The following is an 18,377-nucleotide window of genomic DNA, read 5'->3' as shown; positions in this document are numbered from 1 at the left end:
AAAAAAAAGCTCTAACAGTAATGTTAGAGCTATATTTTCAACCGCTGGCGAATGTTTGGCGACAGATCCAGCGTTTTACGGATATATAAAAAACATGACTAATTTAGCATCGGATGACGCGCTCGTCAATGACTATCCGGGCCTGTCAAAATTTGACCAGTTCATTGTATGCAAATTCAGCGATAAAGGAAATGGTAAGACCAATAAGGAACCCTGCGATAAATTCGGTCGCACGTCCAGCATACACACAGTTGAAAACTGGATGTCATATGAAGATGCTCGCAGGATTGCAGCAGGACTGAACAAAGCCACGCGGTCCAGATACGGCGTTGCCTTCGTGCTCACAGAAAAAGACCCGTTCTTTTGCATTGATGTTGATGGCGCTTATGATGGTAAGCAATGGTCAGCGCTGGCAAATGAGCTGTGTACTGAATTCAACGGCGCACTGGTTGAAGTGTCTCAGAGTGGCAAGGGCTTACACATCTTCGGCACATACACGTCAATCCCTGAGCATGGCAAGAAAGACAAAAAATCCCTCAACATCGAGTGCTACCACAAAGACCGCATGATTGCTTTGGGCGCTAACGCCAGAGGTGATGCATCGACCGACTGTACAGCACCGCTCAACCGCATCATTGCCCGATATTTTCCCGCTGATGAGCAGGCTGATGTAGCTGAATGGACAACCACCCATTGTGAAGGCTCTAACCCCATTCAGGACGATGATAAGCTGATTGCAAAGGCTCTGATGAGTAAATCAAGTGCCGGCAGCGTGTTTGGTACAAAGGTTTCTTTTCGTGACCTGTGGGAAAGGAATGTTGAAAAACTGGCTGATGAGTATCCTGATGAGCAGCGTGAATTTGACCCATCCAAAGCGGATTTTGCACTCGCAGGTAGCCTCTTGTGGTGGACCTGTGGTAACTGCGAGCGCACGAAGCGCCTGATGGAGCGTAGCGGCCTTGTCAGGGATAAATGGACGCAGCATCGTACTTACCTCAACCTCACCATTACTCGCGCAGAGAGTTACCGCAAAGACTTTTATACGGGAAAGCCAGAATCAGACGCTACATTACCAGCTGCATCATCTGGTGAAACTCGCACCGGCTTCCAGCTTGTTGCAGGCAGTAATCTGGTCGATTTCTTCAAAGGCTGCGTGTACATCATCCAGCAGCACCGCATGATGACACCAAACGGCGCAATGTATCGCCCTGAGCAGTTTAACGCTGCATACGGCGGTTATGTGTTCGCACTTGATGCGGACAACGACAAGACAACCCGGAAGGCTTTTGAGGCATTTACAGAATCACAATTTGCCAATCTGCCAAAGGTTGATTCGCTGGCGTTTCGCCCTGAATTACCGCCGGGAGAGGTGTTCACAGAGGCGGGTGTTAGTTATGTGAACTGTTATGTGCCTACTCACGGTGAACGCGCAGAAGGCAATGTAACGCCGTTCCTGAAACATATGCAAAAGCTGATTCCCGATGAAGGGGACCGCAAAATTCTCCTGACGTGGATTGCATCGTGCATTCAGAACCCCGGCAAAAAGCACCAGTGGTCACCTGTGCTGGTTGGTGCTGAGGGTAACGGCAAATCACTGGTTGCTCAGATTGTTAAGCACGCAATCGGTAAGCGATGGGTCGCTGAACCGCGCTCTAACCAGATTGGCGGACGTTTCAACAGTTGGATTGAGAATAAACTCTTTGCTGTTGTCGAAGAAATTCACATGAACAGCCGCCGTGAAACACTCGATGCCATGAAACCCCTGATTACCAACACAACCGTTGAGGTTGAGGGAAAGGGACGTGACAGCTACGACGCAGAGAATCGGTGCAACATTCTGATGTGTACCAACTATAAAGACGCGGTAATCAAAACGCGTGACGATCGCCGCTATGCGATTATTTACACAGGGCAACATAGTGAGGAAGAAATAAAGCGTGATGGTATTGACGGAAATTACTTTGATGATCTTTACGGGTGGTTGGAGAACGGCGGTTATGCGGCTGTTGCTAACTGGTTCGATAAGTACACGGATGTGTCATGCAACGTGATGGGGCGTGCGCCGAAAACCAGTTCGACCGATGCGGCAATCATGGAGAGTCTGGGCGGTGTTGAGCAAGACATTATTGAAGCTGTGGACCTTGAACGTGTAGGATTCCGTTCGGGATTAATCTCCTCACTGGCACTGGACCAACTGCTGAACGAAAAGGGACACAGGTTGCAGACGAAACGCAAAGCTAAAGTGCTCGGCGACATGGGTTATATCAGGCATCCAAACTTACCAGAAGGCAAGATGAGGACAAATGGCATTTGTGTACGTGTGTACGTTAAGAAAGGACACCCAATGGAAAGCGCCGGAGCAGACGTTATTAGAGAGAGGTTAACGAGCGTGGTCGATATTGACCCTGCAGATGTGTTAGGCGCTGCCAAATAATCACGCTGACGACCCAGCCGCCTACGGGTGGCTTTTTTCATGGTTCCGAATAATAGAAAGGGTCCGAATGCTTTTATTTGGAATTTCAATTCGGAACCGCCTCAAGCACCTGGTATTACTGACTCCTCTTATTAATAGTTCCAAAGTTCCAAATAAATCTATAACAGAGGAAATGAAATATATACGCATGTATGTTGTAGGTATAGGGGTATATATTTAAGTAGCTTTGGTATGAAATGATTTGGAACTTTGGAAATCTGGAATTGCAAGAGTAAAATGATAATAAATTCAAATGGTTAAGGCGTTCCGTGTAAATGCGCATTAGGAACTCCACCCACGTGATTACCATTCGACGCCCCTATAATTCCGGCAAAAAATAGTGCCGGACTGACACTTGGGATTTTACCCTGGCTTTTGAAATTTCTATGAATGCGCAGCGAACCGCTAATTTTCAGCGGATTAAATTGCTGCTGGTGGGCGTAAACGTCATTAGCCATATTAATAGTTGCATATCATAAATTGACGAGGGCGTCAACAATTAATTGTTTACAATCTGTAATTATTCAGGTTTAATGGTCTTAACCGTATTGGTAATGGCATTAAATTATTGATTAATAGGAGGGTGGAAATGGCTGGTCGCCCTGTCGGCAGCAAAAACACAACGCGGCGCATACTCCCGAAATCTCTCTCGGACTCGGCTATGGTTCAGCTAACGCGACTGGTTGATAACGGAGATTGGGACGCCGTCCGCTTCACACTGGAGCGCATTTATCCAAGTCTTAAGGCCATCACACCTGCTAATAGTATCGATGCACGCGTACTCGAAGCGCGTATAAATGACCTTGTGGAGTTCGACCGCCGATTGGCGGCGCTGGAGAAACAGAATGACAAGTAAAGACAAAATGGCCCGAATAGAAGCGCTGGAAAGCGCTAGCGTGAGCACACAGGACGCATGGTGGCGTGAAATGTGCTCACGCTATGGCTTCCCCGTTACACCTATCGATGACGTTACTGATGAGTTACGTCGCGCCGTATTTGAAAAATATTTTGAGGAATTCTATTGAGATGGCCGATTACAATTTGTTGATGAAACAACGCATTGCAAACGCATGGCGCGACAGTAAACCCGTCCATGTGGTTAACGATGCTCAACCAGTTCAAGACCCTATGGCAGTCGCTAAGAAAAAAATCAGTGAAGCGTGGAGACGAAAATGAGTAAGTCTATTTATACCAGAGATGTTATCACGCGAAACGGCGTGGACTTATCGAAGCATGGCAAGCGTGACGCACTACTAAAGCAATTTAATGCTGGAGAACTTCGACACCCTTACACCGGTGCGCCAGTTAACGACCGCCGACTATTGCAGGAAGTAATGAAAATTAAAGGCCTCTAAGTAAAGAGGCCTTTTTATTTCACTATTGACGATCCCGTCAGCCTATTTGAGGACAAGATTAATATGAATTATGTAGACGCAGCTATTGAAGATATGGACGCATATCGTACCAAACGCGTGAAAGTAGCCACACAAGTGACTGCGCTTGAAAAACAAATTGAGCAGCTCAAAGCCACTGTGGTGAAGCCGGATATGTCTAAGCACATCGAAGCGTGCGCCGCTGAATTAAAGTCAAAGAAAGAAGCATTTTTACCGGCACTCAAAAAAGCCGTAATGACTGATGAATTTACGAGCCAGTGGCAGTTATTGGCACTCTCGGCATTCAGTCAAACCAAATTTGTGCAAACGCCTGCCGACCTATTCCGCATCGTTGGTGGCGCGGCTACGATGGCATATATGCTGACCGGTCAGCTTGATAATGCGACCCTACGCGTAGTGATGCCTCACCCTGATGTATTCAAGTATGTACCAGTGCTCCAAAGCTTGTGTCAGCAACTGGGAATCCTTGAGGCCGAAATTGAAGATATCCAATGCGATATCGAATTCCTTGACCAAATCAAATACTTTGCGGAGGTGTGATGATGAAAGGTAACGACAAGCGAGTGATGAACGACTTTAAAAAAGGCTATCAGCGTGGTGACAAGCACCCCGGCATCCCTGCACACATCCTCGATAAACAACAACGTAAGGCGACCGAATGAAAATGCTTACCGCGCCTGAATGGGCTTACCGCGCTATGACCAGCTTAGTACCCGATGATTCAGGCGCGGGCATTCCATTCGAAGACTTGCGAAACATGTTGCAAATTGCCCCTACCTTTTGCCGTGAACACTTGAAGGCTCTGGGAATCCCTGTTATAGACGGGATGGTCAAGGCTCGCTGGGTGTGGGAGGAGCCATCATGAGTGACTGCGCAATGGCTATCGAAGCCGCGAAACAGTGGGGCATAAGAATGCCCCGCCGCTGGACGTCATTTTTCGGCGGTTGCGCACAGCACAACGCGGCATCTGCTGTCGAGTATGCCGACTATCGCCATCAACGTTCTATGATAACCAGCCTTTTGAAGCCGTTGAGATATTCGAATGATAACTGATTTTTATTTCTGGTTTGTTTTCACGGGCATGTCTGCAATGCTGATTCATAGCGTTGCGCTGCTAATCCGGCAGATATAAAAGGTATTATGACCGGGTAACAAAATTGACGCAGTCATTGGGAGAATTTGCCAGCAGCTTTCCATAGTCGAACGCCCTGCCAATCCGTGAAATCGCCCCAGAGTTACCCTTAAACTGGCTCGTAATGGTTGCATATTTAACCATTTGAGTAGACCAGTCTCCAGTCAGTGTGCCGTTCATACCTGCGTAACAGGCGTTGATTTGAGCCATGACTATTTTTTGAAAGTCAGATACGACAGGCGTTGCATTTCTCAATGCTCTATCCATTGAACTGTCCTTTCTACATTCATTCGCTTCTGCTTCGCTGACATCACCATTGCCAAACAGCAATTGAACGAGGCCGATGGTTTTGTCCACGCGGTAGTAGCATTTATTTTTGTCGCCATACTCGTGATCGAAACGAGGCGGGTTATGCCAGACAAGTTTATTTTCTTTATCCAGTTTGTTGACCTGGTCGTCTGCCTTTGCGTCGTAGCACATACCTGAACCATCTGGACCCATTGCTTCACTGTGCAAACGCCCCGCATCGTCCCTTGTCCACAGGCAATCCATCTGTAAGTCGTCCAGATGCGTGATCGTCCATGGTTTATCGACATACATTAACTCATTCTTAATGGTATCGCTCAGTGATAAAGCCGGTGCGCTCACCAGTAGGGTGAGTATTGACAAAGAGTACGCATATCCTTTCATCATCAAATTCCTCGATTTTCATGAATGGATAATACGATAACAGCCGACAACTTTGTGTGACCGGCTGTTAAATTTAGGAGGGTAGCGCCGCGCAATTTATACGCGGGCCTGTACGCGAAAACAAAATCCCTTAGCGCGACTCAGTATAACTTACTGTTTTACATACCTTTAATTTTATTTAGACGTTAAACAGGAAGTTCATGACATCGCCATCTTTCACGATGTAATCTTTACCTTCTGCGCGCATTTTGCCCGCTTCCTTCGCGCCTTGCTCACCTTTGTAGGTGATAAAGTCTTCATACGCGATGGTCTGCGCACGGATAAAGCCTTTTTCGAAGTCTGTATGAATTTTACCTGCCGCCTGTGGGGCAGTTGCGCCAACCGGGATCGTCCATGCGCGCACTTCTTTCACGCCCGCAGTGAAGTAGGTTTGCAGGTTCAGCAACTGATAACCGGCGCGAATAACGCGGTTCAGACCCGGCTCTTCAATGCCCAGTTCGGCCATAAATTCTTCGCGGTCTGCATCGTCGAGTTCAGCGATATCGGACTCAACCGCCGCACATACGGCAACGACAACAGAACCTTCGGCATCGGCGATTTCGCGCACTTTATCGAGATAGGGGTTATTTTCAAAACCGTCTTCGTTAACGTTCGCGATATACATAGTCGGCTTGAGCGTCAGGAAGCTCAGGTATTTGATCGCGGCTTTGTCTTCTTCGGTCAGGTTTTTCAGGGCACGCAGCATGCCCGCGTTTTCCAGTTGAGGCAGACATTTTTCCAGCGCCGCCAGCTCTGCTTTCGCGTCTTTATCGCCGCCTTTGGCCTTTTTCTGTACGCGATGAATAGCGCGCTCACAGGTGTCCAGATCAGACAGCGCCAGCTCGGTATTAATAACTTCGATATCATCCGCTGGATCCACTTTATTATTCACGTGAATGATATTGTCGTTCTCAAAGCAGCGTACCACATGGCCAATGGCTTCGGTTTCGCGAATATTGGTCAGGAACTGGTTACCCAGGCCTTCACCTTTGGATGCGCCTTTAACCAGACCGGCGATATCCACAAACTCCATCGTGGTTGGCAGAATACGCTGTGGCTTGACGATCTCCGCCAGCTTGTCCAGACGCGGATCGGGCATCGGTACGACACCGGTGTTCGGCTCAATAGTACAGAAGGGGAAGTTTGCCGCTTCAATACCTGCTTTGGTGAGCGCGTTGAACAGGGTGGATTTACCTACGTTGGGCAGGCCAACGATACCGCATTTGAATCCCATGATGTGATTACCTTAATTTCTGAATAATCAATCCGTTATATAAAACAGATTGCATAAAAGTTAATAACTTTGCCTATTATACACGTAACCGTTGTATCGCGCGGCAAAAATGCCAGAGGGCGCGTGTTACTGGGCCTTAAAGGCGTGCAGACGGTTGGTTGCTTTTGTCAGGCCGTCTTTCAGCCAGATTTCCGTGCAACGTGCCGCTTCATCTACCGCTTCGTCAATCAATTTCTGTTCAGAAACAGGCGGTTTACCCAGCACAAAACCGACAACTTTGTTTTTATCGCCCGGATGACCAATTCCCACGCGCAAACGGTGGAAATTGGGGTTATTGCCCAGTTTACTGATAATGTCTTTCAACCCGTTGTGGCCGCCATGACCGCCGCCCAGTTTAAACTTCGCCACGCCCGGTGGTAAGTCCAGTTCATCGTGGGCAACCAGGATTTCGTCCGGGTTGATGCGATAAAAGGTTGCCATCGCGGCAACGGCCTTGCCGCTGAGATTCATAAAAGTCGTGGGGACCAGCAGACGCACATCTTCGCCCGCCAGATTGATCCGTGAGGAATAGCCAAAAAACTTCGGTTCTTCACGTAGCGGGGCACGGCAACGTTCAGCCAGCAGATCGACGTACCAGGCGCCTGCATTATGGCGTGTCGCGGCATATTCCGCGCCGGGATTTGCCAGCCCGACAATCAGTTTAATCGTCACTTTTTCTTCCTGACCAGGTCAATATCTGGCGCGTAGTTTACGTCGTGCGGCGCGTGATGACAAAGTTCTCAGGACGAAACGGGGAAAAGGACAATGATTACCCCTATGAACCATTAGAAATACAAGTAGTTCAGAGGGTTATTTGTAAATATATGTGGTCTTAATACGTGTAATTGTGATCGTACACGCAATCGCCACAATCCCCCCTGTCTATACTTTACTCACAAGGATTGGGGTTATTCCCTTTCAACCCATCGTTCCGGAGGTGACACCATGAAACGCAAAAACGCTTCGTTACTCGGTAATGTGCTTATGGGCCTGGGGTTAGTCGTGATGATAGTCGGTGTGGGTTACTCTGTCCTGAATCAGTTGCCGCAGCTTAATCTGCCGCAGTTCTTCGCCCACGGTGCCATTCTCAGCATTTTTGTCGGGGCAGTACTCTGGCTTGCAGGCGCGCGTATTAGCGGCCATGAGCAGGTCTGCGATAAGTACTGGTGGGTGCGCCATTATGACAAACGCTGCCGTCGTGACGGACATGGTCATAGCTAACGTATAACAACACAAACAAGCGGTTTCCTCAGGAAGCCGTTTTTTTTTGGCTTTTTTCTTGACCCTTACGTAACGTTAGGCCCGAGAGTGACAGTCAAGGGGAAGAAAAGGAGCCGTTATGTTAATTCAAGCTGGTGAACTGGCACGTCGTGCCGGGATCACTGTCCGTACTCTGCACCACTACGAACATATCGGTCTACTTACGCCTTCATCCCGAAGTGCTGCCGGTTACCGCTTATACAATCTCGCTGACGTCAAACGCCTGCATATGATTCAGGTACTGGCGAAGGCGGGTATGGCGCTGGCAGCTATCAAGGATTACCTGGCGCGGGAGACGCGTCCGCTTCACGTTCTGCTCGATGAACAAATTAGCTTGCTTGATGCGCAAATGCGCACGATCCAGACGTTGCGCCAGCAACTGCTGATGTTAAAGCGTGGAATGGAAAGCGGTGCTGAACCTGATCTGGAGTCCTGGTTACTGACGCTGGAGTTAACGAATATGTATAACCGTTGGTTTAGTGCTGAGGAATTGCGCGAGCTGCCGTTTGCCGCGCATGACGAAGAGCGCAGCCTTGTATGGGCGAATATGGTGGCGGAAGCCAAAGCGCTGATGGCGCAGGGGTGCCCGGTTGATGATGAAAAGGCGATGGATCTGGCAACGCGCTGGATGACGCGCCTGGAGGAGGATACCGCCCGCAGGCCGGAGTTTTTGACCCGGCTCAATGAGATGCACCTGGTCGAGCCGCAAATGCGTGAACAGACCGGAATTGATGATGCGACAATTAATTTCATCACCCGCAGTTTCGGCGAAAGCAAACTGGCTATCTGGCAGCGCTATCTGACGCCAGAAGAGATGGCATTTACCCGTGCGCATTATTTTGACCGGATGATGGAGTGGCCGCCGTTAGTCAGTCGCGTTCGCCAGGCGGCACTCGAGGGGCTTGACCCGCAGTCAGAAGAGGCGCAGGCGCTGGCAAACGCCTGGCTGGAGCTGTTCCAGTCCTATGCCGGAACCGATCCGCAAACCCAACAGAAGTTTCGCCTGTCGATGCAGCAGGAGCCGCATCTCATGAAAGGAACCTGGGTGACGCCAGACCTGCTGCAATGGTTGCAGCAGGCGGTAGATGCCCTGATGCGCAAGCGCTACGGGGCATCGGGTTCATCATAAATCCGCTAACGCGGCGTCACGGTTTGGCCAGAACGACAATCGGCCCGCAATGGGCTTGATACCCGCTCGCGCCATGGTGCGCAGCGGCTGAAACTCCAGATTGCTGACGCGCAACTCGGTGCCTTCCGGCAGGCGATTGACAAAACGCTGGAAGGCATCGAGCCCACCCGCATCAAGCAGCGGTACGGCATCCCACTTGAGTATCACGACCCGTTTGCCTGCAATCCGCGATTCCAGTTCGGTGAACAGACCGTCGGCGGCGGCGAAAAACAGCGGGCCAATCACACGCAACACCAGAATATCGTCCGCCACGTCTACATTGACAGGCGACAGACGGGTCATGCGCGCGATACGGCGCATAAACAGTAGTGATGCCAGAACGATACCCACACTAATGGCGATAACCATATCGAACAACACGGTCAGCGACATACAAATCAGCATGACGATAATGTCGTCTGTCGGCGCGCGACGCAGCAGGTTTACCACCTTATGCGCTTCACTCATGTTCCAGGCCACCATCAGCAGCAGCGCGGCCATGGCGGAAAGCGGCAGCCAGGAGAGCAGGGGCGCGAGCACCAGCAGGGCAAGAATCACCAGAACAGCGTGAATAATGGCGGAGACCGGGGAAGATGCCCCGGCGCGGACGTTGGCCGCTGAACGGGCAATCGCCGCCGTAGCGGTGATGCCGCCAAAGAAAGGCGCGACAATATTCCCCAGCCCCTGACCTATCAACTCGCTATTGGCTTTATGGCGTGTTCCGGTCATGCCATCAAGCACCACCGCGCAGAGCAGAGACTCAATGGCCCCCAGTAACGCCATCGAGAACGCGGCGGGCAGCAGCGCCTGCAGAGAGGCCCAGCTTAGGGTGAAGCTCGAACCCGACAAATCCCAGGGCAGCACAAGCTGTGGTAGCAATTGTGGAATACCGTTGCCCTGTGAACCGTCTGCCAGTACGTAGTGAAATTGAGAGCCAATGGTGGCGACATGCCCCCCCACCAGATTAACTACCGCCATCACGGCACAACCGGCAAGCAGTGCCGGTAAATGCCCCGGCAGGCGAATGCGCAGGCGAGGCCACAAAATCAGGGTGCCAAGGGTAACGACACCGATGGCCGCATCACCGAGGTTAATACTCGGCAGTGCCATTGCCAGCGCGCCGACTTTTTGCAGGTAGTGTTCCGGCATATGGGCAACCTGCAAACCGAGGAAATCTTTTATCTGCATGGTACCGATGGTAATCCCGATACCTGACGTAAAGCCCAGCGTGACGGAAACGGGAATATATTCAATCAGGCGACCAAAGCGGGCGAGGCCAAACAGAATCAAAAAGACCCCTGACATCAGCGTCGCTACCAGCAGCCCACCGAGACCAAATTGCTGCGATACGGGATAGAGAATGACGACGAAAGCAGCGGTAGGGCCGGAAACGCTATAGCGCGAGCCCCCGGTCAGTGCGATGACGATACCGGCGACAGCGGCGGTATAAAGCCCGTATTGCGGCGCAACGCCACTACCAATGGCCAGGGCCATGGCCAACGGAATGGCGATGATGCCAACTGTCACCCCGGCAATCAGGTCGCGCGTGAAACGCGCCAGGCTATATTTTTCCTTCCAGCAGGCCTCGATAATGGCGCTGAATGGCATGACGTGTGTAGAAAAGAGTCTTTTCACAGAAGAGTAATCCCTGGTCAAATATCACCAATACAAATTTGTATGCTCGATATTTATTAGTCATACAAATAAAACACAGGAATAAAAAAACCCGCCGTAGCGGGTCTTTGTGCCGATTCCAATCAATGTTCGAACATTGCGGAAATGGATTCTTCGTTGCTGATGCGACGAATCGCTTCGGCCAGCATGCCAGACAGAGTCAAGGTACGCACGTTTGGCAGCGATTTGATTTCATCCGTCAGCGGGATGGTGTCACAAACGACCACTTCATCGATAACGGAGTTGCGCAGGTTGTTCGCCGCATTGCCAGAGAAGATCGGGTGAGTCGCGTAAGCAAACACGCGTTTAGCACCGCGCTCTTTCAGCGCTTCTGCTGCTTTACACAGCGTACCGCCGGTGTCGATCATGTCGTCAACCAGCACGCAGTCACGGCCTGCGACGTCACCGATGATATGCATAACCTGAGAAACGTTTGCACGCGGACGACGTTTATCAATGATAGCCATATCGGTATCGTTAAGCAGTTTTGCGATAGCGCGAGCGCGAACAACGCCGCCGATATCCGGAGAAACCACAATCGGGTTATCCAGATTAAGTTGCAGCATATCTTCCAGCAGAATAGGGCTACCGAATACGTTATCAACCGGCACATCAAAGAAGCCCTGGATCTGCTCAGCGTGCAGGTCGACGGTGAGGACGCGGTCAACGCCTACGCTGGAGAGAAAATCCGCGACAACTTTTGCGGTGATAGGTACACGAGCGGAGCGCACGCGGCGGTCCTGACGGGCATAACCAAAATAAGGAATAACGGCGGTGATACGGCCTGCAGAAGCACGACGCAGGGCATCAACCATAACAACCAATTCCATCAGGTTGTCGTTCGTTGGAGCACAAGTGGACTGGATGATGAAAATATCACCACCGCGTACATTTTCATTAATTTGTACGCTGACTTCGCCGTCGCTAAAGCGACCTACGGCGGCGTCGCCGAGAGAAGTGTACAGGCGGTTGGCAATACGTTGTGCTAGTTCCGGGGTGGCGTTACCAGCAAAAAGCTTCATATCAGGCACGAGAAGAACCTCAGGCATGCGTCCATTGGTGGATAGAATAAGCCATAAATGTGCGGTTCAGACATCATTCTATCCATGCGGTGTATTAAAGAGCGCGATGCAACGTCTGGAACAAGTGACGTTGTCACCGGGACTCAGCTTGCCCGGCGAGGGTGCTGGCGAGAGGCGAGAGGTTTACACCTCGTGCGACAAAACCGCGCAGCCATGCCGGGGCTTGCTCTAACACCTGAAGAGCAGCAGACTCTGTGTCAAATTCAGCAAAAACACAGGCCCCTGTGCCAGTCAGGCGCGACGGCGCGTATTCTAGCAGCCAGGTAAGCGCCTCATCAACCTTACGAAAACGTTTTCTTGCGATAACCTCGCAATCGTTGCTGAATTCACATTTTAGTAACGTTTCTATTGACCGCTTTGGTGTATTTCTCGGCAATTCCGGATCGCGGAAAATGGTCGGGGTGGGGATACTGACGCCAGGATGGGCAACCAGATACCATTTCTCTTCGGGTTCCACGGGGGTAAGTATCTCGCCGACCCCTTCGGCAAACGCCGCGTGGCCCCGGACAAATACCGGTACATCCGCCCCCAGTGCTAATCCCAGTTCTGCCAGTTCATCAACCGATAAACCGCAATGCCACAGATGATTGAGCGCCACCAGCACCGTAGCCGCGTTTGACGAGCCTCCGCCCAGACCGCCGCCCATCGGCAGGCGTTTGTCTATCTGGATATCCGCGCCGCTGCCAGCAGGCAGGCGACCCGTCTTTTGCGCCTGTTGCATCAACAGACGGGCTGCGCGCACGATCAGGTTTTCTTCATCCGGCACCCCCTCGACAGGCGTTAGCAACCGAATAACGCCATCTGTTCGCGGTTCAAAGCTTAAGGTGTCACCGTAATCAAGAAACTGAAACAGGGTTTGCAGCGTGTGATAACCATCAGCCCGTTGCCCGGTGATGTACAAAAACAGATTGAGTTTCGCCGGTGCGGGAAAGCGCGTCATCATTTCGCAATCCAGTTATCCATTTTGAGCTTGATACGCTGTCCGCCATCGCTCAGCTCAAGACTGGAGGGCAGGGCTGGCTTCGTATTGCTGTCATAACCGCCGTAGACCACTTTCCAGTTTTTGCCCCCCTGGCTGTAATTAAGCTCGCTGAGGCGATACTGGTCGTCAAGCTTGTAGTCGGTCGCGTCGCCGGGCAGGCCCAGAATCCACTGACGCAGGCTGTTCAGTGGGATCGGCATACCGGTCAGTTTGCCAATCATCTCTTCCGCGTCGGTGGAGGTGTAGCGCTTGCCTTTGTTGTCGACCAGCACTACTGCGCCAGGCTGGGCGTTGAGTTCCAGTTCCGTGCTGCCCAACGGGTTTGTCAGCAGCAGGCGATAGCGATCCTGCCCGGTCTGTTGCCAGAAAAAGCGGGCATAGACTTTCTGCTCATCGGAGATAAAGGCGAAAGCGCCACGTGTCTGAAACTGGTTCAATTTGCTGACGTCTTGCTGATGTTGACGCCACTGAGGGGCATCCGGACTCTGGCCCGGCCCTTTAGGCGCATTGAGGGTACAGGCAGTCAGTACGAGGCTAGCCAGCGGCAGCAAACGAATAAGGCGAAAGTCCGGCAAAGTCATAATGATGACGAATCCTTGAGGTGCGTTGCAGTAAATATTCTTAATGCTAGCGCCGGGCAGTGATAGCGTCTACGTTCAAGTTGTCTTAAATCATTAAATTACCGATTACTCCAAAAGGGGGCGCTCTCTTTTATTGACCTCGCGCATCCTGTATGATGCGCACAGTCTAACCTTATCAACGTTGGTACTATTCCCACTCACATGACTCTTCTGGCGCTCGGCATCAACCACAAAACGGCCCCCGTTTCGTTGCGAGAACGTATTACGTTTTCGCCGGATACGCTTGACCAGGCGTTAGACAGCCTGCTGGCGCAGCCGATGGTGCAGGGTGGTGTGGTGTTGTCGACGTGTAACCGTACCGAGCTTTATTTAAGCGTTGAAGAGCAGGAAAACCTCCATGAATCGCTGGTTCGCTGGCTGTGTGATTACCATCAGATCAGCGAAGAAGAGTTGCGTAACAGCCTTTACTGGCACCACGATAACGACGCCGTCAGCCATTTAATGCGTGTGGCGAGCGGGCTGGACTCGCTGGTACTGGGTGAACCGCAGATCCTCGGCCAGGTGAAAAAAGCGTTTGCCGATTCTAACCGCGGTCATCTGAAAGCCAGCGAACTCGAACGTATGTTCCAGAAGTCGTTCTCCGTCGCCAAACGTGTGCGCACGGAAACCGATATCGGCGCGAGCGCGGTTTCTGTCGCCTTTGCTGCCTGTACCCTGGCACGCCAAATCTTTGAATCACTCTCTTCGGTCAGCGTCATGCTTGTCGGTGCGGGGGAAACTATCGAACTGGTGGCACGTCATTTGCGCGAGCATAAAGTGCAGAAGATGATCATCGCCAACCGTACCCGTGAACGTGCGCAGGTTCTGGCAGATGAAGTAGGGGCGGAAGTGATTTCCCTGAGCGATATCGATTCGCGCCTGAAAGACGCCGATATTGTTATCAGTTCTACCGCCAGCCCATTGCCGATCATTGGTAAAGGCATGGTCGAGCGGGCAATGAAGGCGCGCCGCAACCAGCCAATGCTGCTGGTGGATATTGCCGTTCCGCGCGATGTCGAGCCGGAAGTGGGTAAACTGGCGAACGCCTATCTCTACAGCGTTGACGATCTACAAAGCATTATTCAGCACAACCTTGCGCAGCGTAAAGCGGCGGCGGTGCAGGCTGAAACTATCGTTGAGCAGGAAACGAGCGAATTTATGGCCTGGCTGCGCGCGCAAAGCGCCAGCGAGACAATTCGTGATTACCGCAGCCAATCTGAGCAGATTCGTGATGAATTGACTGCCAAAGCGCTGGCCGCCCTTGAACAGGGTGGCGACGCACAAGCCATTATGCAGGATCTGGCCTGGAAACTGACTAATCGCCTGATCCACGCACCAACCAAATCTCTTCAGCAGGCCGCCCGTGACGGGGATGATGAGCGCCTGCATATTCTGCGCAACAGCCTCGGGCTGGAGTAGCACAACAATCTCTAATAACAGGGTGCATTTACGCCTATGAAGCCTTCTATCGTTGCCAAACTGGAAGCCCTACACGAGCGTCATGAAGAAGTTCAGGCGCTGTTGGGTGACGCGCAAACCATCGCCGATCAGGAGCGATTCCGCGCCTTATCCAGGGAGTATGCGCAACTAAGCGACGTATCGCGCTGTTTTACTGACTGGCAACAGATTCAGGAAGATATCGAAACCGCACAAATGATGCTCGATGACCCGGAAATGCGCGATATGGCGCAGGAGGAGTTACGCGATGCAAAAGAAAAAAGCGAACAACTGGAACAGCACCTGCAAATTCTTTTGCTGCCTAAAGATCCTGACGATGAGCGCAGCGCCTTCCTGGAAGTGCGTGCCGGGACCGGCGGCGATGAAGCGGCGTTATTCGCAGGCGATCTGTTCCGTATGTATACCCGCTATGCCGAGTCTCGTCGCTGGCGTGTAGAGATCATGAGCGCCAATGAGGGCGAGCATGGTGGCTATAAAGAGATCATCGCGAAAGTGAGCGGCGAAGGTGTTTACGGACGGCTGAAATTTGAGTCCGGCGGCCATCGCGTACAGCGTGTTCCGGCAACCGAATCGCAGGGGCGTATCCATACCTCTGCCTGTACCGTTGCGGTAATGCCAGAATTGCCCGAAGCCGAACTGCCGGATATCAACCCGGGCGATCTGCGCATTGATACCTTCCGTTCATCCGGCGCGGGTGGGCAGCACGTTAATACCACCGACTCCGCGATTCGTATTACCCACTTGCCGACAGGCATCGTGGTGGAGTGCCAGGACGAACGTTCTCAGCATAAAAATAAAGCCAAAGCACTGGCCGTTCTGGGTTCGCGCATTCGCGCGGCGGAAATTGCCAAACGCCAGCAGGCGGAAGCCTCAACGCGTCGAAACCTGCTGGGTAGCGGCGATCGCAGCGATCGTAACCGCACCTATAACTTCCCGCAGGGGCGTGTGACCGACCACCGTATCAACCTGACAGTCTACCGTCTGGACGAGGTGATGGAAGGCAAGCTGGATATGCTGATTGAGCCGATTGTGCAGGAATACCAGGCCGACCAACTGGCAGCGCTCGCCGGACAGGATTGATGGACTATCAATACTGGTTGCGTCAGGCGATAAATCGACTTTCGCACAGCGAAAGCCCGCGCCGGGATGCGGAGATTTTGTTGGGTTTTGTGACCGGAAAAGAGCGTACCTTTATTCTTGCCTTCGGCGAAACGGCGCTTTCGGATACTGAGCTTGCGCGTCTTGATGAGCTGCTGGCCCGTCGTGAACAGGGTGAACCGGTCGCGCATCTCGTGGGGGTACGCGAGTTCTGGTCGTTGCCGCTGTTTGTCTCGCCTGCGACGTTGATTCCGCGCCCGGATACCGAATGTCTGGTTGAACAGGCGCTGAACCGTCTGCCGGAACAGCCGTGCCGGATCCTCGATCTGGGCACTGGCACCGGCGCTATCGCGCTGGCGCTGGCCAGTGAACGTCCGGATTGCCATATTACGGCGGTCGACGTCATGCCCGGTGCCGTCGCCCTGGCTCTGCGTAACGCGGAACATTTAGGAATAACGAACGTTTCGGTGCTGACCAGCCACTGGTTTAGCGCCCTGGAAGGGCAGCAGTTCGACCTGATTGTCAGCAATCCGCCTTATATTGATGAGCAGGACCCTCATCTTGCCATGGGGGATGTGCGTTTCGAGCCGCGTTCTGCACTGGTTGCGGCACAAGAAGGACTTGCGGATCTCGCGTGGATAATCGCACAATCAAGGCGCTTTTTGCGCCCTGGTGGCTGGCTGCTACTGGAACATGGCTGGCAGCAGGGTGAAGCGGTACGTGCGCTGTTTGGCGAACGAGGATATGTGCAGGTGGAAACCTGCCGGGACTATGGTGATAACGAGCGTCTGACGCTTGGGCGCCTGCCGCTACAGGAGTAACAGGGAATGAGTGCGTTCACGTTTCTGATAAGCCTGCATTTGACCACGGTGGTTCTGACCATTAGCCTGTTTGTGCTGCGATACTGGTGGCGCTTTACGGGTAATCCTCGCGCACAGGCGCGCTGGGTGCGGGTTGTGCCTCATGCAGTGGACACGCTGTTATTGCTCAGCGGCCTCGGGCTTATCGTTGTAACGCGCTATATCCCATTTACTGCTAATGGCGCATGGCTGACGGAAAAGCTGTTTGGCGTTATCATCTACATCGTTTTGGGTTTCATTGCGCTGGGACGATATCGTCCGCGCAGCCAGCAAACGGGGTTTATTGCGTTTTTGCTGGGGCTGGTGGTGCTGTACATCATCATTAAACTCGCCGCCACAAAGATACCGATACTGGGGTAAGACATGCGGTCGTTAGCCGATTTCGAATTTAACAAAGCACCATTGTGCGATGGAATGATCCTGATATCTGAATTGATTCGTGATGATTTTCCCTCGCAGTTCGTGCACGACGAACTTGAGCGTCTGATCCGTCTGGCGCGTGAAGAAATAAGTGAGGCTCAACCGCAGGACTTGCAACTGGAGAAACTCCTTGAGCTGTTTTACGGCGAATGGGGTTTTAAAGACACCCGCGGTGTGTACCGTCTGTCGGATGCGTTGTGGCTGGATAAAGTCCTGCAAAACCGTCAGGGTAGCGCGGTGTCACTGGGCGCCATTCTGTTATGGGTTGCCGGGCATCTGGACATTCCGCTGATGCCGGTGATTTTCCCGACGCAGCTCATTCTGCGCGCTGAGTGGCTGGATGGGGAAATGTGGCTGATCAATCCCTTTAATGGCGACACGCTGGACGAGCATACGCTGGACGTCTGGCTTAAGGGTAACATCAGCCCTGTGGCTGAGCTGTTTAATGAGGATCTCGACGAGGCAGATAACGCGGAAGTCATCCGTAAGCTGCTCGATACTTTGAAATCGGCGTTGATGGAAGAGCAACAAATGGAACTGGCTTTGCGTGCCAGTGAAGCCTTGTTGCAGTTTAACCCGGAAGACCCGTATGAGATCCGCGATCGTGGCTTAATTTATGCGCAACTCGAGTGCGATCATGTTGCGCTGCACGATCTGAATTACTTCGTAGAGCAGTGTCCTGAGGATCCCATCAGCGAGATGATCCGTGCGCAAATCAACACCATTTCGCACAAGCAAATTACACTGCACTAAA

Annotated in this window: 21 protein-coding genes; 14 read left to right on the top strand and 7 right to left on the bottom strand. The window is 52.1% G+C overall.

What is annotated here, in order from left to right; genetic code table 11:
• Positions 1 to 55: 55 nt before the first annotated feature.
• The 7 genes from ACS0RQ_RS15035 (at position 56) to ACS0RQ_RS15005 (ending at position 4,920) form a co-directional block, all read left to right on the top strand.
• Positions 56 to 2,434 carry a phage NrS-1 polymerase family protein gene (locus ACS0RQ_RS15035; RefSeq protein ID WP_334632820.1) on the top strand — a complete coding sequence of 793 codons (2,379 nt, stop codon included), beginning with the start codon at positions 56 to 58 and terminating at the stop codon, positions 2,432 to 2,434.
• 884 nt (positions 2,435 to 3,318) lie between these two features.
• Entirely contained in the window at positions 3,319 to 3,498 is a 180-nt protein-coding gene (locus tag ACS0RQ_RS15030) for a hypothetical protein (protein WP_334632818.1), read from the top strand.
• A gap of 1 nt (position 3,499) precedes the next feature.
• Positions 3,500 to 3,649 carry a hypothetical protein gene (locus ACS0RQ_RS15025; RefSeq protein ID WP_181663515.1) on the top strand — a complete coding sequence of 50 codons (150 nt, stop codon included), beginning with the start codon at positions 3,500 to 3,502 and terminating at the stop codon, positions 3,647 to 3,649.
• A complete protein-coding gene (locus ACS0RQ_RS15020) occupies positions 3,646 to 3,828 on the top strand; it encodes a hypothetical protein (protein WP_105529659.1) in 183 nt (60 codons plus the stop codon). Before ACS0RQ_RS15025 ends, ACS0RQ_RS15020 begins: the two co-directional genes overlap by 4 nt.
• A gap of 63 nt (positions 3,829 to 3,891) precedes the next feature.
• Complete coding sequence (locus tag ACS0RQ_RS15015) at positions 3,892 to 4,407, top strand: hypothetical protein (protein ID WP_105529660.1); 516 nt, start codon at positions 3,892 to 3,894, stop codon at positions 4,405 to 4,407.
• Positions 4,407 to 4,529 (top strand): hypothetical protein, encoded by a 123-nt coding sequence (locus ACS0RQ_RS15010; protein WP_258457535.1) that lies wholly within the window; start codon positions 4,407 to 4,409, stop codon positions 4,527 to 4,529. Before ACS0RQ_RS15015 ends, ACS0RQ_RS15010 begins: the two co-directional genes overlap by 1 nt.
• Before the next feature lie 199 nt (positions 4,530 to 4,728).
• A complete protein-coding gene (locus tag ACS0RQ_RS15005) occupies positions 4,729 to 4,920 on the top strand; it encodes a hypothetical protein (protein ID WP_105529662.1) in 192 nt (63 codons plus the stop codon).
• An 85-nt stretch (positions 4,921 to 5,005) separates the two neighbouring features.
• Here the strand turns inward: ACS0RQ_RS15005 and ACS0RQ_RS15000 are convergent, their stop codons facing one another.
• The 3 genes from ACS0RQ_RS15000 to pth form a co-directional block, all read right to left on the bottom strand.
• Positions 5,006 to 5,692: a hypothetical protein gene (locus ACS0RQ_RS15000; protein WP_105529663.1), complete on the bottom strand. Its 687-nt coding sequence runs from the start codon at positions 5,690 to 5,692 to the stop codon at positions 5,006 to 5,008.
• Between the two features lie 175 nt (positions 5,693 to 5,867).
• Positions 5,868 to 6,962 (bottom strand): redox-regulated ATPase YchF, encoded by a 1,095-nt coding sequence (ychF, locus tag ACS0RQ_RS14995; RefSeq protein ID WP_039079207.1) that lies wholly within the window; start codon positions 6,960 to 6,962, stop codon positions 5,868 to 5,870.
• Positions 6,963 to 7,088: 126 nt separating this feature from the next.
• On the bottom strand, positions 7,089 to 7,673 hold the full coding sequence (pth, locus tag ACS0RQ_RS14990) for an aminoacyl-tRNA hydrolase (RefSeq protein WP_039079206.1): 585 nt from the start codon (positions 7,671 to 7,673) through the stop codon (positions 7,089 to 7,091).
• Between the two features lie 273 nt (positions 7,674 to 7,946).
• Between pth and ychH the strand changes: the two genes are divergently transcribed.
• Together ychH and ACS0RQ_RS14980 are read left to right on the top strand one after the other, a co-directional pair.
• Positions 7,947 to 8,222, top strand: coding sequence for a stress-induced protein YchH (gene ychH, locus ACS0RQ_RS14985; RefSeq protein ID WP_271849539.1), 276 nt, complete (start codon positions 7,947 to 7,949; stop codon positions 8,220 to 8,222).
• A gap of 118 nt (positions 8,223 to 8,340) precedes the next feature.
• Positions 8,341 to 9,390 (top strand): MerR family transcriptional regulator, encoded by a 1,050-nt coding sequence (locus ACS0RQ_RS14980; RefSeq protein ID WP_271849540.1) that lies wholly within the window; start codon positions 8,341 to 8,343, stop codon positions 9,388 to 9,390.
• Here the strand turns inward: ACS0RQ_RS14980 and dauA are convergent.
• From dauA to lolB, 4 genes are all read right to left on the bottom strand, one after another.
• Positions 9,385 to 11,037 (bottom strand): C4-dicarboxylic acid transporter DauA, encoded by a 1,653-nt coding sequence (gene dauA / locus ACS0RQ_RS14975; RefSeq protein ID WP_499079329.1) that lies wholly within the window; start codon positions 11,035 to 11,037, stop codon positions 9,385 to 9,387. The two genes, ACS0RQ_RS14980 and dauA, sit on opposite strands and share 6 nt — an antisense overlap.
• 149 nt (positions 11,038 to 11,186) lie before the next feature.
• Positions 11,187 to 12,134, bottom strand: a complete 948-nt coding sequence (gene prs / locus ACS0RQ_RS14970; protein WP_090085106.1) for a ribose-phosphate diphosphokinase — start codon at positions 12,132 to 12,134, stop codon at positions 11,187 to 11,189.
• 124 nt (positions 12,135 to 12,258) lie between these two features.
• Positions 12,259 to 13,125, bottom strand: a complete 867-nt coding sequence (ispE, locus tag ACS0RQ_RS14965) for a 4-(cytidine 5'-diphospho)-2-C-methyl-D-erythritol kinase (protein ID WP_271849554.1) — start codon at positions 13,123 to 13,125, stop codon at positions 12,259 to 12,261.
• Positions 13,125 to 13,748, bottom strand: coding sequence for a lipoprotein insertase outer membrane protein LolB (lolB, locus tag ACS0RQ_RS14960; RefSeq protein ID WP_271849542.1), 624 nt, complete (start codon positions 13,746 to 13,748; stop codon positions 13,125 to 13,127). Before lolB ends, ispE begins: the two co-directional genes overlap by 1 nt.
• Positions 13,749 to 13,949: 201 nt before the next feature.
• Between lolB and hemA the strand changes: the two genes are divergently transcribed.
• From hemA to sirB1, 5 genes are read left to right on the top strand one after another with little or no spacing between them, the layout of a single operon-like run.
• Entirely contained in the window at positions 13,950 to 15,206 is a 1,257-nt protein-coding gene (gene hemA / locus ACS0RQ_RS14955; protein WP_039079200.1) for a glutamyl-tRNA reductase, read from the top strand.
• Between the two features lie 36 nt (positions 15,207 to 15,242).
• The gene (gene prfA / locus ACS0RQ_RS14950) at positions 15,243 to 16,325 is read left to right on the top strand and encodes a peptide chain release factor 1 (protein ID WP_039079199.1); all 1,083 of its coding nucleotides are present in this window, start codon (positions 15,243 to 15,245) and stop codon (positions 16,323 to 16,325) included.
• Positions 16,325 to 17,164 (top strand): peptide chain release factor N(5)-glutamine methyltransferase, encoded by an 840-nt coding sequence (prmC, locus tag ACS0RQ_RS14945; RefSeq protein WP_271849543.1) that lies wholly within the window; start codon positions 16,325 to 16,327, stop codon positions 17,162 to 17,164. The genes prfA and prmC overlap by 1 nt, the downstream gene beginning before the upstream one ends.
• A gap of 6 nt (positions 17,165 to 17,170) precedes the next feature.
• Positions 17,171 to 17,563: an invasion regulator SirB2 gene (gene sirB2, locus ACS0RQ_RS14940; protein ID WP_271849544.1), complete on the top strand. Its 393-nt coding sequence runs from the start codon at positions 17,171 to 17,173 to the stop codon at positions 17,561 to 17,563.
• 3 nt (positions 17,564 to 17,566) lie between these two features.
• Positions 17,567 to 18,376, top strand: coding sequence for an invasion regulator SirB1 (gene sirB1 / locus ACS0RQ_RS14935; protein WP_039079196.1), 810 nt, complete (start codon positions 17,567 to 17,569; stop codon positions 18,374 to 18,376).
• Position 18,377: the final 1 nt, after the last annotated feature.

Origin of the sequence: Phytobacter diazotrophicus (genome assembly GCF_052061655.1) — a bacterium.
Taxonomy (GTDB): domain Bacteria; phylum Pseudomonadota; class Gammaproteobacteria; order Enterobacterales; family Enterobacteriaceae; genus Phytobacter; species Phytobacter diazotrophicus.
The sequence above is the reverse complement of the archived record's forward strand: the minus strand, read 5'-3'. Positions and strand labels throughout refer to the sequence as shown.

What these genes read in the sequence shown, in the direction of transcription:
- ispE (WP_271849554.1), bottom strand. Translation starts at nt 13,125, where the DNA reads ATGACGCGCTTTCCCGCACCGGCGAAACTCAATCTGTTTTTGTACATC.
- sirB2 (WP_271849544.1), top strand. Translation starts at nt 17,171, where the DNA reads ATGAGTGCGTTCACGTTTCTGATAAGCCTGCATTTGACCACGGTGGTT.
- sirB1 (WP_039079196.1), top strand. Translation starts at nt 17,567, where the DNA reads ATGCGGTCGTTAGCCGATTTCGAATTTAACAAAGCACCATTGTGCGAT.
- prmC (WP_271849543.1), top strand. Translation starts at nt 16,325, where the DNA reads ATGGACTATCAATACTGGTTGCGTCAGGCGATAAATCGACTTTCGCAC.
- ACS0RQ_RS15000 (WP_105529663.1), bottom strand. Translation starts at nt 5,692, where the DNA reads ATGATGAAAGGATATGCGTACTCTTTGTCAATACTCACCCTACTGGTG.
- ychH (WP_271849539.1), top strand. Translation starts at nt 7,947, where the DNA reads ATGAAACGCAAAAACGCTTCGTTACTCGGTAATGTGCTTATGGGCCTG.
- ychF (WP_039079207.1), bottom strand. Translation starts at nt 6,962, where the DNA reads ATGGGATTCAAATGCGGTATCGTTGGCCTGCCCAACGTAGGTAAATCC.
- ACS0RQ_RS14980 (WP_271849540.1), top strand. Translation starts at nt 8,341, where the DNA reads ATGTTAATTCAAGCTGGTGAACTGGCACGTCGTGCCGGGATCACTGTC.
- ACS0RQ_RS15020 (WP_105529659.1), top strand. Translation starts at nt 3,646, where the DNA reads ATGAGTAAGTCTATTTATACCAGAGATGTTATCACGCGAAACGGCGTG.
- dauA (WP_499079329.1), bottom strand. Translation starts at nt 11,037, where the DNA reads ATGCCATTCAGCGCCATTATCGAGGCCTGCTGGAAGGAAAAATATAGC.
- ACS0RQ_RS15005 (WP_105529662.1), top strand. Translation starts at nt 4,729, where the DNA reads ATGAGTGACTGCGCAATGGCTATCGAAGCCGCGAAACAGTGGGGCATA.
- ACS0RQ_RS15030 (WP_334632818.1), top strand. Translation starts at nt 3,319, where the DNA reads ATGACAAGTAAAGACAAAATGGCCCGAATAGAAGCGCTGGAAAGCGCT.
- ACS0RQ_RS15025 (WP_181663515.1), top strand. Translation starts at nt 3,500, where the DNA reads ATGGCCGATTACAATTTGTTGATGAAACAACGCATTGCAAACGCATGG.
- ACS0RQ_RS15010 (WP_258457535.1), top strand. Translation starts at nt 4,407, where the DNA reads ATGATGAAAGGTAACGACAAGCGAGTGATGAACGACTTTAAAAAAGGC.
- hemA (WP_039079200.1), top strand. Translation starts at nt 13,950, where the DNA reads ATGACTCTTCTGGCGCTCGGCATCAACCACAAAACGGCCCCCGTTTCG.
- prfA (WP_039079199.1), top strand. Translation starts at nt 15,243, where the DNA reads ATGAAGCCTTCTATCGTTGCCAAACTGGAAGCCCTACACGAGCGTCAT.
- lolB (WP_271849542.1), bottom strand. Translation starts at nt 13,748, where the DNA reads ATGACTTTGCCGGACTTTCGCCTTATTCGTTTGCTGCCGCTGGCTAGC.
- ACS0RQ_RS15015 (WP_105529660.1), top strand. Translation starts at nt 3,892, where the DNA reads ATGAATTATGTAGACGCAGCTATTGAAGATATGGACGCATATCGTACC.